The organism is Pseudomonas sp. DF11 (assembly GCF_058148565.1).
In genome coordinates this window covers 859,883-873,053 of record NZ_JBYVYN010000001.1, presented here as the reverse complement: position 1 = coordinate 873,053, position 13,171 = coordinate 859,883, and the positions used below count along the sequence as shown (strand labels likewise).

Sequence of the window (13,171 nt, the reverse complement as noted above, 5' to 3'; positions counted from 1 at the left end):
CGGGTTCACTCATCGGTCATTCCTGAGTGGATCTTGATGACGACCTTGCCCTTGGACCGCCCCTGTTCGACGTAGTCCAGGGCATCGGCCGTCGCGTCGAGGGGGAAAGATCGGTCAACCACCGGCTTGAGGATGCCGGCCTCGACGAGCGGGGTGATCTCGCGCAGTTGAGGGCCACTGGCGCGCATGAACATGAATGTGTAGTTCACACCCTTTCGGCGGGCCTTGCGGCGGATGCCGCTGCTCAACAGGCCCATGATCAGTCTCAGCACCCAGGAAAAACCCTGGGCTTGGGCGAACTGCGGGGTGGGTGGGCCCGAGATGGAAATGAGCTGGCCGCCGGGTCTGAGGATCTCCAGGGATTTTTCCAGCTCATCGGCGCCCAGGCTGTTCAACACGACGTCATAGTCCCGCAGGACGCTGGCGAAATCCTGTTGTTTGTAATCGATGACAACGTCCGCGCCGAGGGCTTTGACCCACTGCACATTGCCGGTACCGGTGCTGGTCGCAACGAAGGCGCCGAGGTGCTTGGCAAGCTGGATGGCGAGGGTGCCGACGCCACCTGAACCGGCCTGGATGAACACCTTTTGTCCTTTCTTCAACCGGGCTGTTTCAACCAGTACCTGCCAGGCCGTCAGGGCGGCCAAGGGCAGGGCGGCGGCTTCTTCCATGCTGACGTTCATGGGTTTCATGGCCAGGGCATTTTCGTTCACTGCAATCTGCTCGGCGAAGGTGCCGATGTGCCCGTCCGGGGCGCGGGCATAGACTTCATCACCCGGCTTGAATTGCTGGACGCCGGATCCCACACGCTCCACGACCCCGGCCAAGTCATGGCCCAGTATCAAGGGAAATGAATAGGGCAGGATCAGTTTGAATTCGCCTTTGCTGATCTTGGAATCCAGTGGATTGACACTGGCGGCATGCACGCGGACCAGAACGTCGTGGTCACCCACCTCAGGGGCCGGTAGGTCGCCCAAACGGCCATTGTTCTTGCCGTAGCGGTCGATTGAAAATGCCTTCATGGTGCTTTGCTCTCATAAGGGATGCAGCGCAGTGATCACCCGGCCAGGCATCCAGAAATACCGGCGCTTTCCTTCGCGCCGGCGCCTGCTAGACGATGATCACGCCGGCTCTTGATAGCGTTCGGCAACATGGGATTGCCTGATTTGCCCGAGCAGGCCTTGGCGCGCGGCCTGCAAGGCATCCCAGCGTGCCTCTTCATGCAAGGGTGGGATGGTCACTGGCTCGCGCCGATCGAAACCAACCAGCGCGGCATCCACCAGGTCACCGACTTCCATGATCTCATTCAGGGTATTGATATCGATGCCCGCGCGTTCCCATATCTCGGTACGGGTGGCCGCTGGCAGGACAGCTTGAACGTAGACGCCTTTAGGCGAGAGTTCCAGGCTGAGTCCCTGGGACAGAAACAACACGAAGGCCTTGGTCGCCCCGTAGACCGACATCCCGAACTCCGGTGCCAGGCCAACCACGGAGCCGATATTGATGATCGCACCGTCACCCGCTTTGACCAGGCGTGGAGCGATGGCGCTGGCCAGCCGGACCAGCGCGGTGGTGTTGAGCGACACCAGGTGCGCGACGCTGTCGGTCGATTGCTCGATGAAGGATCCGGATTGGGCGGCACCGGCGTTATTGACCAGGATGCCGATGTTGGCGTCGTCGCGCAGCCGGGCTTCGACGGTCGTCAGGTCGCTGGTCTGGGTCAGGTCGGCCTGGAGAATATCGACGGCAACGTTGTGTTCGCTGCGCAGCTTGGCAGCCAGCACTTCCAGGCGCGCGCTGTCGCGGGCCACCAGGACCAGATCGTGTCCACGTTGCGCAAAGCGCTGGGCATAGACAGCGCCGATGCCGGTGGAGGCGCCAGTGATGAGAACGGTTGTGCGAGTGTCCATGGGGCAGTCTCTTCTTCAAGGATTGAGGGGCGAGTCATGCGCTGCATTGCTAGTGTCTTGTTATTATGATGATGATCGAAATCTAAGCTGTCAACGAATTTGATTACACTCGACATCTATGTATGATGCGAGCATGATTTTCGAGCAGCACGAGGGAGTGAAAAATGCGAGTGACCAAGGCCCAGGCCCAGGCAAATCGGGAGCACATCGTCGAGACGGCCTCTGTCCTGTTTCGCGAGCGAGGCTTTGACGGCATAGGGGTGGCGGACCTGATGGCAGCCGCCGGCTTCACCCATGGCGGTTTCTACAAACATTTCGGTTCCAAGGCCGACTTGATGGCAGAAGCGGCCGCCAGCAGCCTTGCGCAATCGCTGACCGACAGCGCGGGCCTCGGCGTGCCTGAGTTCATCAATCTTTACGTGTCCAGGGACCACCGTGATGGCCGGGGCGACGGTTGCACCCTGGCGGCGCTGTGTGGGGACGCTGCGCGTCAATCGCCTGAGCTGAAGGCCACCTTCGCCAGCGGCGTAGAAAACACGCTGGCCGCACTGGAGCGCCACTACGAGACCGGGCAAGACGCGCCCCAGGAGGCGATCAGGGCCAAGATGCTCGACACGTTGGCGCATGCCGTCGGTGCGATCATGTTGTCGCGCGCCTGCCCGGACGATTCCGCGCTGGCCGATGAAATACTCGAGGTTTGCCGTGCCCGGATAATCGCGGCGCTGCCTCCGTCGCCGGCGAAGCAGCCTTGATGCGAGGGCGTTGGGTACCGATTGACCTTAGAGCGACGCCCTGACTACCAGTGGGCAATCCACGGGCTGGGGGCCCGATACCTCGAGGCTCTCGATCAGGTGCCGGGCAGCCTGGCGACCGATCTCGTAGTACGGCAGTTGTACCGTCGTCAGTGGCGGGATGAACAGTTCGGCGATGCCGATCATGTTGTCATAACCGAGCACAGCGACATCGTCGGGAATCTTCAGGCCACGGCCCAACAACAGCTGATAGGCACAAAAGGCAATGCGGTCGTTGCCGCAGACCAGGATGTCGAATTGCGGACGGCCGTCGACGATATGCCGGTCAAGAATGGCGGCGGTTTCACCATAGGCGTCGTGATCGGAAAGGTCGTATTGCAGGAGTGCCTCGGGCGCGAGCGCGAATGCCTGGCAGGCACGTTGCAGGCCTTGTTGGCGCAGGCGCCAGGCAACACTCTTCCTGGGCAAATTGATGCACAGCGGGCGCCGATAGCCTTGGCTCAACGCATGTGCCATGGCTCGATACTGTCCAGCTTCATCATCCGGCACATAACTGACCAATTGGTTGTCGTCTGCCAGGCAGTTGGCGAGTACCAGCGGTTTGCTCTTGAGTCGTTCGGGAATGCTCACCTGGCGCAATCCCATGGCGCTGAAGATCAATCCGTCGGGGCGGTGGGACAGCATCAGGTCGATGTTCTGGTCGGTGGGCGGGTTGCTCAGCAGGTTGAGAATGAAGACGTTCCAGCCTGCCTGCTGCGCGGTCTGTTCGATGGACAGCAGCAACTCGACGGCGAATGGCGTGGTTGCGGTGTCCAATGCGAACACACCGATGGTGCGCGCCTGCAGGTTGTCGCCGCGCATCCTGCGGGCCGACAGGCTCGGTACGAATTGCAGTTCATCAATGGCGCGACGCACCCGCTGAAGGGTTTCGGGGCTCAGTTTTTCCGGTGTGTTGAGCGCTCGCGAAACCGTCATCAGGGATACGCCGGCCAGCTGTGCAACGTCTTTCACGGAAGTCATGCGAGGTGCGGCCAGTCAGGTTGACGCAGAATCATGACACAGGGCCCGGGCTTCTCGCGACTCCAATGGCGGTACTCACAGCCAGCCCGAGGCCAACGGCCACGCCTTGGGAATGGCGACGCGCCCGCCGGTGCCGTTTGCCAACAGTTTCACTCCGAGGCTGTCGGGCCGCGGATAGAGGCGGCTGCTGAGGCTGAAGCGGCCGTTTTCCTCAAACACTTCGATGGACGAGCGATCGAGAAACACCCGCAGGTGCAGTTGCGTTTGTGCCCGTTCTATCGACACGCTGCGCTGGCCGGTCACCTGGGCGCCCGAGCGGCTGCGATCGAGCACCAGGCGTTGCAGTGACGCGTCGTAGTAAAGCAGGGTTTGCTCCTGCTCATCGGCACTGCAGCGCAAGGCGATGCCCAGGTGGCCTTCGGTGCAGCCGAGCAGATCCAGGTGCACGTGGATTTCGAGCCTGTCGCCTTCCACCTGCGGTACCCAGCGGCTACCCGACTCGCCCCACGGCGCGATGCTCGGTAACGGCGCCTGGCGCAGCGCGACCAGTTCCCGCGCCGGAAACACGCCAAGGCGATCGCCCTGCAGTTCAAGTTCGCGGGGCAGGCCAAGCATGCCGCACCAGTGATGGGCCTGGCTCGGCATCGGGCTTTCCCACATGTCCAGCCAGGCCCAGACCAGGCGCCGACCATCGGCGGCCTCCAGCGTTTGCGCGGCATAGAAATCGTGGCCGTTATCCAGTTCGATGAACGGCCCGCCGGTGAAGTGCCATTCACTGTCGAGCCGGCCAATGCGATAACCGGTCTGGTACTTGTTGAGCCGGTCGTAACCTGCTGATTGCATGCCCTGGGGGGAGTACAGCAGTACGTCGCGCCCGTTGAGGCGAAACAGGTCCGGGCATTCCCACATGTAGCCATCGCCCTCGTTGCCGCTGGACACGTAGTCGAGGAACTCCCAGGCGCGAAGGTCGGTGGAGCGGAACAGCGGCAGCAGCGGCGTGTCGCCCAGGCGCGCGCCAGCAATCAAGTACCAATAGCCATCCGCCTGCCAGACCTTGGGGTCGCGAAAGTGCATGATCGCGGCTTGCGGCGCGTCCTCTATGACGGCGCCATGCTTGACGAACCGGACGCCGTCGACACTGGTGGCCAGGCACTGGACCTGGCGGATCAGACGTTCATCGCCGACTTCTCCCAACCATGTGTGCCCGGTGTAGATCAGCGCCAGGGTGTCGCCACACACCACCGCGCTACCGGAAAAACAGCCGTCGCGGTCGAAGTCATCCCCCGGTGCCAGGGCAATAGGTAGGTGCTGCCAGTGGACCAGGTCGGCGCTTTTGGCGTGACCCCAGTACATCGGACCCCATTTGGCGTCGAAGGGGTGGTGTTGGTAGAACACGTGGTATTCGCCACGAAAAAACACCACCCCGTTAGGGTCGTTCATCCAGCCCGCGACAGGCGCCAGATGATAGTCAGGTCGATAATCGTCGATGACGCGGGACTGACTGTCACTCAGCGCTTGCTGCGCGCGTTCGAGGGGAGTTGGCATGGGGGCGTTCATGGTATTCACAGACAGGGTCATAGAGCGCCTGCTTTTGGCGAGCGCTGGGGGATGTCCTGCGCAAGGACTTCAATGACGGCAGGATGGCGTCTCAGGGCTGTACCGTCGGTATCGAACAGGTGCAGATTGTCGAACGCCAGTTGCAGTTCAACCCGATCGCCCACGTGCCATCCGGCGTTGACCTCACAGCGACAGATCAAGGGTTCATCCTCGCCTGTCTCCAGGTGCACGTAGGTCTCGCTGCCCAGGTATTCGACCGCGGCCACGACGACTCCCGCGTTTCCCTGCGCGGCTATGAGCGACACGTGTTCCGGGCGAACCCCGAGGGTCAGCAGGCTGTCCGCTGCCAGGTGGGCGCTGTCGAAGGGAAGGGATGTCATCCCCAATAAAGGGCTATCGATCAGGCTGGTTTCGCCGGGAGTATGCAGGCGTGCCGGCAGAAAGTTCATCTTGGGCGAGCCGAGGAAACCGGCGACAAAACGGCTGGCCGGACGCTCGTAGAGTTCCCGTGGCGAGCCGACCTGCTCGATGCGCCCGCCATTGAGCACGACAATCTTGTCGGCCAGGGTCATCGCTTCGACCTGGTCGTGGGTCACGTAGATCATGGTCGAGCCCAGTCGCCCATGCAGCCGGGCGATTTCGTTGCGCATCTGCACGCGCAGGGAGGCGTCCAGGTTGGAAAGCGGTTCGTCGAACAACAGGATATCCGGTTCCCGTGCCATGGCCCGGCCCATGGCGACCCGCTGGCGCTGGCCTCCCGACAGTTCCCTTGGCTTGCGTTGCAGCAGTTTGTCCAATTGCAGGATCTGCGCGGTTTTCAGCACCCGCTCGCGCAGGCTGGTCTTTTCGGTCTTGGCCAGCTTGAGGCCGAAGCTGATGTTGTCGTAGACGCTCATGTGCGGGTACAGCGCATAGGACTGAAACACCATGCCGACGCCACGCTCGCGCGGTTCCAAGTCGTTGACCCGGCGCCCGTCGATCAGCAGGTCGCCGCCACAGATCGAATCCAGTCCGGCGATCAATCGCAACAGGGTCGACTTTCCGCAGCCCGAAGGGCCGACGAAGACCACGAATTCACCCGCCGAGATCTCCAGGCTGACGTCGCGAAGAATGCGTGCGCCGCCCAGTTTTTTGTTCACGTTGTCCAGCTTCAACTTGATCACGATGCTGTTCCTTTCTTGTCTGTGTTGGGCCTCAACCCTTTAACGCGCCGGCAGTGAGGCCGGAAACGATGCGGCGCTGGAAGATCAGCACCAGAATCACCAATGGGACCGTGACCAGCACCGACGCCGCCATCAACAGGCCCCAAGGCAGCTCATGGGGGCTGCCCCCGGAAATCAGCGCGATGGCGACCGGGACCGTGCGTTGCGAGTCGGTCAGGGTGAAGGTCAGGGCAAACAGAAACTCGTTCCAGGCGGCGATGAAGGCCAGGAGGCCGGTGGTGACCAGCGCCGGCCAGAGCAGCGGCAGCAGCACGCGGGTCAGCGTGACCCAGGGTGACGCACCGTCCATGATGGCGGCCTCTTCCAGCTCATGAGGCAGTTGCCCCATGAAGGTGGTCAGCACCCAGACGGTGAAGGGCAGGGTGAAAATCGTGTAGCTCAGGATCAACGCCCAGGACGTGTTGTACAGGCCCAGGGCACGGATCACCTCGAACAATCCCGACAGCACCGCGACTTGCGGAAACATCGAAACACCGAGGACCATCATCAACACCGTACCGCGTCCGCGAAACTTCACCCGGCCCAGGGCATAGGCGGCGGTCAGGCTGAGGAACAGCGCCAGTGTGACCACGCACAGCGCCACCACCAGTGAGTTGCCGATGGCCCGCAGGAACGAGGCCTGGTTGAGCACGGCGGCATAGTTGGAGAAGTCCGGGTTATCGATCCAGTAGCTCACCTGGAACAAGGCGCTGGATGGCTTCAGCGATGTCACGATGGCGTAGTAGAAGGGGAAGACCGCATACACCAGCAAGATCCCGATCAGGCACCAGAACCCGAGACGCAGCAGGTTTTTTTTTAGCAGGCGCGGGCTCATGAGCGGACCTCCAGCTGACGGCGTCCGAGGTACAGGTAAGCCATGGCAATCACCGCAACGACCAGGAACAGCAAGGTCGAGGCGGCGCTGCCGTAACCGACATCCTGGAACTCCACCAGGTGCTGGCGGGCATAGACCGACATGCTCATGGTGCTCGACGAGTTCGAGGTCAGCACGTAGATGACGTCGAACACCCGCAAGGAATCGAGGATGCGGAAGATCGCCGCCACCAGCAACGCTGGCATCAGCAGCGGCAGCGTGACCCACCAGAACACTTTCAGCGGATGAATGCCGTCGACCCTGGCGGCTTCGTAGCAGTCGCTGGGCAACATCTGCAAGGCCGCCAGCATCAGCAGGGTGACGAAGGGCACGGTCTTCCAGACGTCGACGATGATCACCGCCCACATCGACAGATCGGCGTCGGCGGTCCAGGCCAGGGGCGCGTCGATCAGGCCGAGGCTCAGCACCAGGTGATTGATGATGCCGAACTGGTCGTTGAGCATCCATGACCAGATCTTCGCCGAGACGATGGTCGGGATCGCCCAGGGAATCAGGATCAACGCCCGCACCAGTGCGCGTCCGCTGAACTGGACGTTGAGCAGCAACGCCACCAGCAGGCCCAGGACGATTTCCAATCCCACTGACACCACGGTGAAATGCAAGGTGTTGCGCACCGCATTCCACCACTGTGGGTCGACAAGCAGGCCTGACCAGCCGGAGCCGTTGTACAACAGGTAATTGCTCAGGCCGACAAAGCTTGCATCGCCGGTGTCGGCCAGGCTGGCGTCGGTCAGGCTGAACCAGAATGTGCGCAACAGCGGCCAGGCCGCCACCAGGGCCAGGCACAGCAGCATCGGGGTCAGGAACAGCCAGGCGGCGCGAACGCGACGGCGTTGTACCGGCGTTTCCCGGGTGAGCAGGTGCTCATCGTCGCCGAGGGCGAGTGTAGTGGAGACAGACATGGTGATTTCCTTCCTTGTGGCTTACCAGTTCCGGCGTTTGATGCGCGTGAGTTCGCTTTCCAGTTCGGCCAGCGCCTGATCCACCGGCCGCTCGCCCGCCAGCACGCCATGCACTTGATCGAAGAACGCATTGGAGACCCGTGGATAGCGGTCGGCGGTGATTGAAGCGGGGCGCATGACCCCATCATTGAGGATGCTGCGCAGTTGGCTGTAATAAGGCATGGCCGCGAGCAATTCGGGGTCCTGGTACAGCGATTCGATCACTGGGTTATAGGCGCCAACCAAGGCCCGGTGTTTCTGCTGTTGGGCGCTGCTCAGGTAGCTCACTAGTTCTGCGGCGAGCTTGGGATTGGCGCTGTAGCGCGATACCGCCAGGCCCCAGCCGCCGAGGGTGGACGCGTGGGTACCCGTCGCGCCGCCGCGGGGCAGGGGAGCGACGCCGACCTTGTCTTTGACGGCGCTGTCCTGGCTTTGCACCAGGGCCCAGACATACGGCCAGTTACGCATGAACAGCGCATTGCCTGACTGGAAGACGCCGCGTCCTTCCTCCTCGGTGTAATTGAGCACGCCACGGGGGGCGATGTCCCCGACCCAGCTCTTGGCCAGGGTCAACGCCGCCCTTGAGGCCGGGCTGTTGACCACGATGTCGCCTTGCGCGTTGACCAGCCCGCCTTGGGGTTGGCTGCTGATCCACTCCAGGGCATTACAGGTCAGGCCTTCGTAGGCGCGTCCCTGGAATACATAACCCCAGGCATTGGCGTTCCCGGCATCGCGCTCGGCCTGCTGGACTGTCCTGGCGGTCGCCGTCATTTCCTCCCAGGTCTGGGGCACGGGCTTGTTGTATTTATCGAGCAGGTCCTTGCGGTAATACAACAACCCCGAGTCGGTGAACCACGGCATGGTCACCAGGCGGCCGTTCACCGTGGCGTTGTCCACCTGGGCCTGGAAGTAACCCTGGGTAGCGTTGGCAGGCAGCACCTCGCGCAGATCCATCAAATGCTTGGCCAACATTCCCGGCCACACCATGTCGATCTGGATGATGTCGATGTCGCTGGACTGCGCGCTGAGGATCTGTTGATAGAACGACAACCGCTCGGTCGCCGAGTTAGGCGTGGAAACCACCTCGACGCTGTTGCCGGTCTGCTTCGACCACGCCTCGACGGCTTCCTTGCAAAGCTGCAATTCAGCACCCACGGCACCGCAGGAAATCGTCAGGTTGGCGGCTGTGGAGAGGGACGGAAACCCGACACAAAGGCCGAGCAGCGCCGCTGGAAGGAGCGATTTGAGCTGTTTCATAAAGCCCTCTTTATTTTTGTTTTTAGAAAAGTTAACGTTAACATCGCCAAATGTAGCAATGTATTTGCGATGAGGCATCCTTTTTTTCCTTAGGTTTGACAATTCAGAACCTGGGTGAAAAAGACCGCTCGCGGCAACAGAACAATAAAAACAAAACAGGGAAATCCACATGCAGAAAGCATCAAGCTGGCTACTCGCAAGCGTGCTCGGCGCCTCGACGGCCACTTCTCAGGCCGCGACTCTGGAAGAGCGCATGGCAGCGTTCGAGGCCCGTGCCAGCGCAGCGGAAAAACGTGCCGCCGCTGCCGAACAACAAACCCAGGCGCTTGCCAGGGAACTGCAGCAAATCAAACTCGCCGCGCCCGCCATGCAACCGTCGGTGTCCACCGCTGAGGCCCCCACGCTGGATGCACGCCTGGCCAAACTCGAAGCCCGCCAGCAAAGCACGGAAAAGCAGGGCAGTGGCCCACACCTCACTGACGGCTTCAGCTTCAAGGGCTACGCCCGCTCCGGGTTGCTGATCAATGATGGGTTGGGCGGCGGTCGGGGCGGCCCGTATACCACCCCCGCCGGCTCTGTCGGTGGCGCCGTCGGGCGACTAGGCAACGAGGACGACACCTACATGCGCATCGACCTGTCGAAAGAGTTGTACGCGCAGAACGGCACCCGTTCCAAATTCACGGTGTCCATCGCCGATGGCGTGGAGAGTTCCAACGACTGGACCGCCGAGGAAAGCAACCTGAACGTGCGCCAGGTGTTTACCGAACTCGATCACCTGGCGGCATTCAAGGGCAACTCGATGTTCGAAAACTCCACCCTGTGGGCAGGCAAGCGCTTCGACAGGGACAACTTCGACATCCATTGGCTGGATTCCGATGTTGTCTACCTGGCCGGCACCGGCGGCGGTATCTACGACGTGCAGATGAACAAGAACTGGCGCTCGAATTATTCGCTGATCGGTCGTAACTACGGGGATTTCAGCGAGGGCGGCGTCAATGCCGATGTGGAAAGCTACATCCTGACGTCCAACCAGTTTTTCGACGGTGGGCAGTGGCAGTGGATGTTCAACGCCATTGGTTCGAAGAAAAACGACTTCGGCACCCGCACCAATGAAGCGGGGCTGACGCCGGCCGATTCCGGCTTGCACAGCATGGTCGCCAATCACCAGAAAACTTTCTTCGGCCGCGAGGGCTTCTTCAAGACCGCGCTGCTCTATGGGCAGGGTTTGGGGGCCGAGGTCAAGAACATCGGCGCCGATGGCGAACTGATCGACGATGCCCGCGCCCTGCGTGTGGCGCTGTACGGCGAGACGCCCCTGGCGCCCAACTGGCGCATCGGCCCGAGCCTGTTGGCCGAGCAAAGCAAGGACCGCTACGTCAAGGGCGACGACTACCGTTGGATGACCCTGAACGTGCGGTTGGCCAACGAAATCAACAGCAATTTCGAAATGGCCTACGAGGTGAGTTGGCAAACCATGCAACTCGACCCCAAGGGCTACCTGCAACGCAATGCGGTCGACGGTAACTTCTGGAAGTTCACGGTCGCCCCGACCTTCAAGCCTGACTTGGGCGATCTGCTCACGCGTCCCGAGCTACGCCTGTTCGCCAGCGTGATGAACTGGTCGTCGGACCTGGACCGGTACAGCACCACGGATTCCTTCGGCAAGACCGACTTCAACGCCGGTGGCGTCTGGCAATACGGCATGCAGATGGAAACCTGGTTCTGATGCAACCGGCGGGTTGCTTTTAGAAGGACTGGGACTACCGTACCCAGGATCAACCTGCCAGGCCTGGGGCCGGTCGAAAGACATCATCCAGGCCGTCCATGGTCGGTGTGCCCCTGGCCTCGATACAGAACGGCAGCGTCTTCAACGGACAATGGAATGCGTTGAGTCAGGACGAGTGAGGCTATCGAAGATCATTTAATGAACCCAGGTCCAGCCGCTCATGTCACTCGTTTGTCAGGAACGACAACATGATGGAGCCGCCGATGCGACCGATGGACCTCACCAGCCTTTCCTTTGCCGCGCTGCTGTGCGTAGCGTGTTCAAGCCAACCTCCCGCGACATGGAGCTATGCAGACGCCCAAGGACGGGCCAATCTCCCTCCCGACCAAGCCTACCCCGAGCTCTTTGAAGCGGTGCAGCGCGAGCAGGTGTTCACCGACCAGAAGCATTTCGTGGACGCACTGCCCAACCGTGATCCGGCGCAGATCCGCGCCGATTACCTGGCCCAGCGTGGCAGCGAGGGCTTCGATATCAAGGCCTTCGTGAAAGACAACTTCATCGAGTCCGGTCAAGCCGAAAGTCCGGCCCCCAAGCCCGGCGCGCCGATCAAGGAACACATCGACAGCCTCTGGCCCGTACTGAGCCGATCCTACAGCCAGGTGCCGGCCCACAGCAGCTTGCTGCCCCTGCCACAACCCTATGTGGTGCCCGGCGGACGTTTTCGCGAGATGTATTACTGGGATTCATATTTCACCATGCTGGGGCTTGAGCAAAGCGGCGAGAAGGCGCAGATCCGGCAGATGACCGACAATTTCGCCTACATGATCGACACCTACGGCCATATTCCCAATGGCAATCGCACCTACTACCTGAGCCGGTCGCAGCCGCCGTTCTTTGCCTATATGGTGGAGTTGCAGGCGCGAATCGAAGGCGACCAGGCCTATGGGCGCTACCTGCCACAGTTGCAGAAAGAGTATGCCTACTGGATGGAGGGCGCCCAGGCGCTCAAACCCGGCGCGGCCGCGCGACACGTGGTCAAACTCGCCGATGGCAGTGTGCTCAATCGCTATTGGGATGCCAGCCCGACGCCTCGACAGGAATCCTGGTTGCAAGATGTCAGCACTGCCGAGCGAGTGCCGCACCGGCCCAAGGAAGAGGTCTGGCGTGACCTGCGCGCCGGTGCCGAAAGTGGCTGGGATTTCAGTTCCCGCTGGTTGGACGATGACCAGAACCTGGCGAGCATACGCACCACGGCCATCGTGCCCGTGGACCTCAATAGCCTGATCTATCATCTCGAAAACACCATCGTCAAAGCTTGCGAGACGGTGCAGAACGTCTCCTGCGTCCAGACTTACGGTCGGCGTGCAGAGCTGCGCCAACATGCCATCGAGAAGCACTTGTGGAATGCCGACAAAGGCTTCTATGGGGACTACGACTGGCAACGCAACCAGCAACGCCAACAGCTCACGGCCGCGACGCTGTTCCCGCTGTACACGGGGCTGGCGTCCGGCGAGCACGCCAATCGCACCGCCGATGCGGTACGCGAAGGCCTGCTGCGCCCCGGCGGCATCGCCACCACCCAGGTCAGCAACGGCCAGCAGTGGGATGAGCCCAACGGCTGGGCACCGCTGCAATGGGTGGCAGTGGAGGGATTGGACCGCTACCAGCAAACGGCGCTGGCGCAGCAGATTGGCAGCGGCTTTTTGCAGCAGGTTCAGAACCTCTACCGCAAGGAGAACAAGCTGGTGGAGAAATACGATTTATCCGGCCAGGGAAATGGTGGGGGAGGCGGCGAGTATGAGTTGCAGGACGGTTTCGGCTGGACCAACGGGGTGACGCTGAAACTGATGAGCAAGTATGGCGCAACCCCACTCACCACCAGGCCGTAGACTGAACACCGTGGCGAGGGGG

General features: G+C 61.5%; 11 protein-coding genes. 3 read left to right on the top strand and 8 right to left on the bottom strand.

Annotated elements, in window-relative coordinates:
* Positions 1 to 5: 5 nt before the first annotated feature.
* Both AC30D9_RS03560 and AC30D9_RS03555 read right to left on the bottom strand, forming a co-directional pair.
* Positions 6 to 1,022, bottom strand: coding sequence for an NADP-dependent oxidoreductase (locus tag AC30D9_RS03560; RefSeq protein WP_307571917.1), 1,017 nt, complete (start codon positions 1,020 to 1,022; stop codon positions 6 to 8).
* Positions 1,023 to 1,121: 99 nt separating this feature from the next.
* Entirely contained in the window at positions 1,122 to 1,910 is a 789-nt protein-coding gene (locus tag AC30D9_RS03555) for an SDR family NAD(P)-dependent oxidoreductase (protein ID WP_307571918.1), read from the bottom strand.
* Between the two features lie 164 nt (positions 1,911 to 2,074).
* Between AC30D9_RS03555 and AC30D9_RS03550 the strand changes: the two genes are divergently transcribed.
* Positions 2,075 to 2,662 (top strand): TetR/AcrR family transcriptional regulator, encoded by a 588-nt coding sequence (locus AC30D9_RS03550; protein ID WP_490143443.1) that lies wholly within the window; start codon positions 2,075 to 2,077, stop codon positions 2,660 to 2,662.
* Positions 2,663 to 2,689: 27 nt separating this feature from the next.
* Here the strand turns inward: AC30D9_RS03550 and AC30D9_RS03545 are convergent, their stop codons facing one another.
* The 6 genes from AC30D9_RS03545 to AC30D9_RS03520 all read right to left on the bottom strand — a co-directional run bounded on the left by AC30D9_RS03545 (position 2,690) and on the right by AC30D9_RS03520 (position 9,534).
* A complete protein-coding gene (locus AC30D9_RS03545) occupies positions 2,690 to 3,682 on the bottom strand; it encodes a LacI family DNA-binding transcriptional regulator (protein ID WP_307571920.1) in 993 nt (330 codons plus the stop codon).
* Between the two features lie 75 nt (positions 3,683 to 3,757).
* A complete protein-coding gene (locus tag AC30D9_RS03540; RefSeq protein WP_490143442.1) occupies positions 3,758 to 5,260 on the bottom strand; it encodes a glycoside hydrolase family 32 protein in 1,503 nt (500 codons plus the stop codon).
* A complete protein-coding gene (locus AC30D9_RS03535) occupies positions 5,257 to 6,402 on the bottom strand; it encodes an ABC transporter ATP-binding protein (RefSeq protein ID WP_490143441.1) in 1,146 nt (381 codons plus the stop codon). Before AC30D9_RS03535 ends, AC30D9_RS03540 begins: the two co-directional genes overlap by 4 nt.
* Positions 6,403 to 6,433: 31 nt before the next feature.
* Entirely contained in the window at positions 6,434 to 7,276 is an 843-nt protein-coding gene (locus tag AC30D9_RS03530) for a carbohydrate ABC transporter permease (RefSeq protein WP_134924699.1), read from the bottom strand.
* Positions 7,273 to 8,238, bottom strand: a complete 966-nt coding sequence (locus tag AC30D9_RS03525; RefSeq protein ID WP_490143440.1) for a carbohydrate ABC transporter permease — start codon at positions 8,236 to 8,238, stop codon at positions 7,273 to 7,275. Before AC30D9_RS03525 ends, AC30D9_RS03530 begins: the two co-directional genes overlap by 4 nt.
* Before the next feature lie 21 nt (positions 8,239 to 8,259).
* A complete protein-coding gene (locus tag AC30D9_RS03520) occupies positions 8,260 to 9,534 on the bottom strand; it encodes an ABC transporter substrate-binding protein (protein WP_490143439.1) in 1,275 nt (424 codons plus the stop codon).
* Between the two features lie 169 nt (positions 9,535 to 9,703).
* Between AC30D9_RS03520 and AC30D9_RS03515 the strand changes: the two genes are divergently transcribed.
* The gene (locus AC30D9_RS03515) at positions 9,704 to 11,260 is read left to right on the top strand and encodes a carbohydrate porin (protein ID WP_490143438.1); all 1,557 of its coding nucleotides are present in this window, start codon (positions 9,704 to 9,706) and stop codon (positions 11,258 to 11,260) included.
* 263 nt (positions 11,261 to 11,523) lie between these two features.
* Complete coding sequence (gene treA / locus AC30D9_RS03510) at positions 11,524 to 13,149, top strand: alpha,alpha-trehalase TreA (protein ID WP_490143728.1); 1,626 nt, start codon at positions 11,524 to 11,526, stop codon at positions 13,147 to 13,149.
* The last annotated feature ends 22 nt before the right edge of the window (positions 13,150 to 13,171 follow it).

Bases quoted from the DNA above. Each gene is read 5' to 3' on its own strand.
- AC30D9_RS03550 (WP_490143443.1), top strand. From the start codon at position 2,075: ATGCGAGTGACCAAGGCCCAGGCCCAGGCAAATCGGGAGCACATCGTC.
- AC30D9_RS03515 (WP_490143438.1), top strand. From the start codon at position 9,704: ATGCAGAAAGCATCAAGCTGGCTACTCGCAAGCGTGCTCGGCGCCTCG.
- treA (WP_490143728.1), top strand. From the start codon at position 11,524: ATGCGACCGATGGACCTCACCAGCCTTTCCTTTGCCGCGCTGCTGTGC.
- AC30D9_RS03520 (WP_490143439.1), bottom strand. From the start codon at position 9,534: ATGAAACAGCTCAAATCGCTCCTTCCAGCGGCGCTGCTCGGCCTTTGT.
- AC30D9_RS03530 (WP_134924699.1), bottom strand. From the start codon at position 7,276: ATGAGCCCGCGCCTGCTAAAAAAAAACCTGCTGCGTCTCGGGTTCTGG.
- AC30D9_RS03525 (WP_490143440.1), bottom strand. From the start codon at position 8,238: ATGTCTGTCTCCACTACACTCGCCCTCGGCGACGATGAGCACCTGCTC.
- AC30D9_RS03555 (WP_307571918.1), bottom strand. From the start codon at position 1,910: ATGGACACTCGCACAACCGTTCTCATCACTGGCGCCTCCACCGGCATC.
- AC30D9_RS03560 (WP_307571917.1), bottom strand. From the start codon at position 1,022: ATGAAGGCATTTTCAATCGACCGCTACGGCAAGAACAATGGCCGTTTG.
- AC30D9_RS03545 (WP_307571920.1), bottom strand. From the start codon at position 3,682: ATGACTTCCGTGAAAGACGTTGCACAGCTGGCCGGCGTATCCCTGATG.
- AC30D9_RS03540 (WP_490143442.1), bottom strand. From the start codon at position 5,260: ATGACCCTGTCTGTGAATACCATGAACGCCCCCATGCCAACTCCCCTC.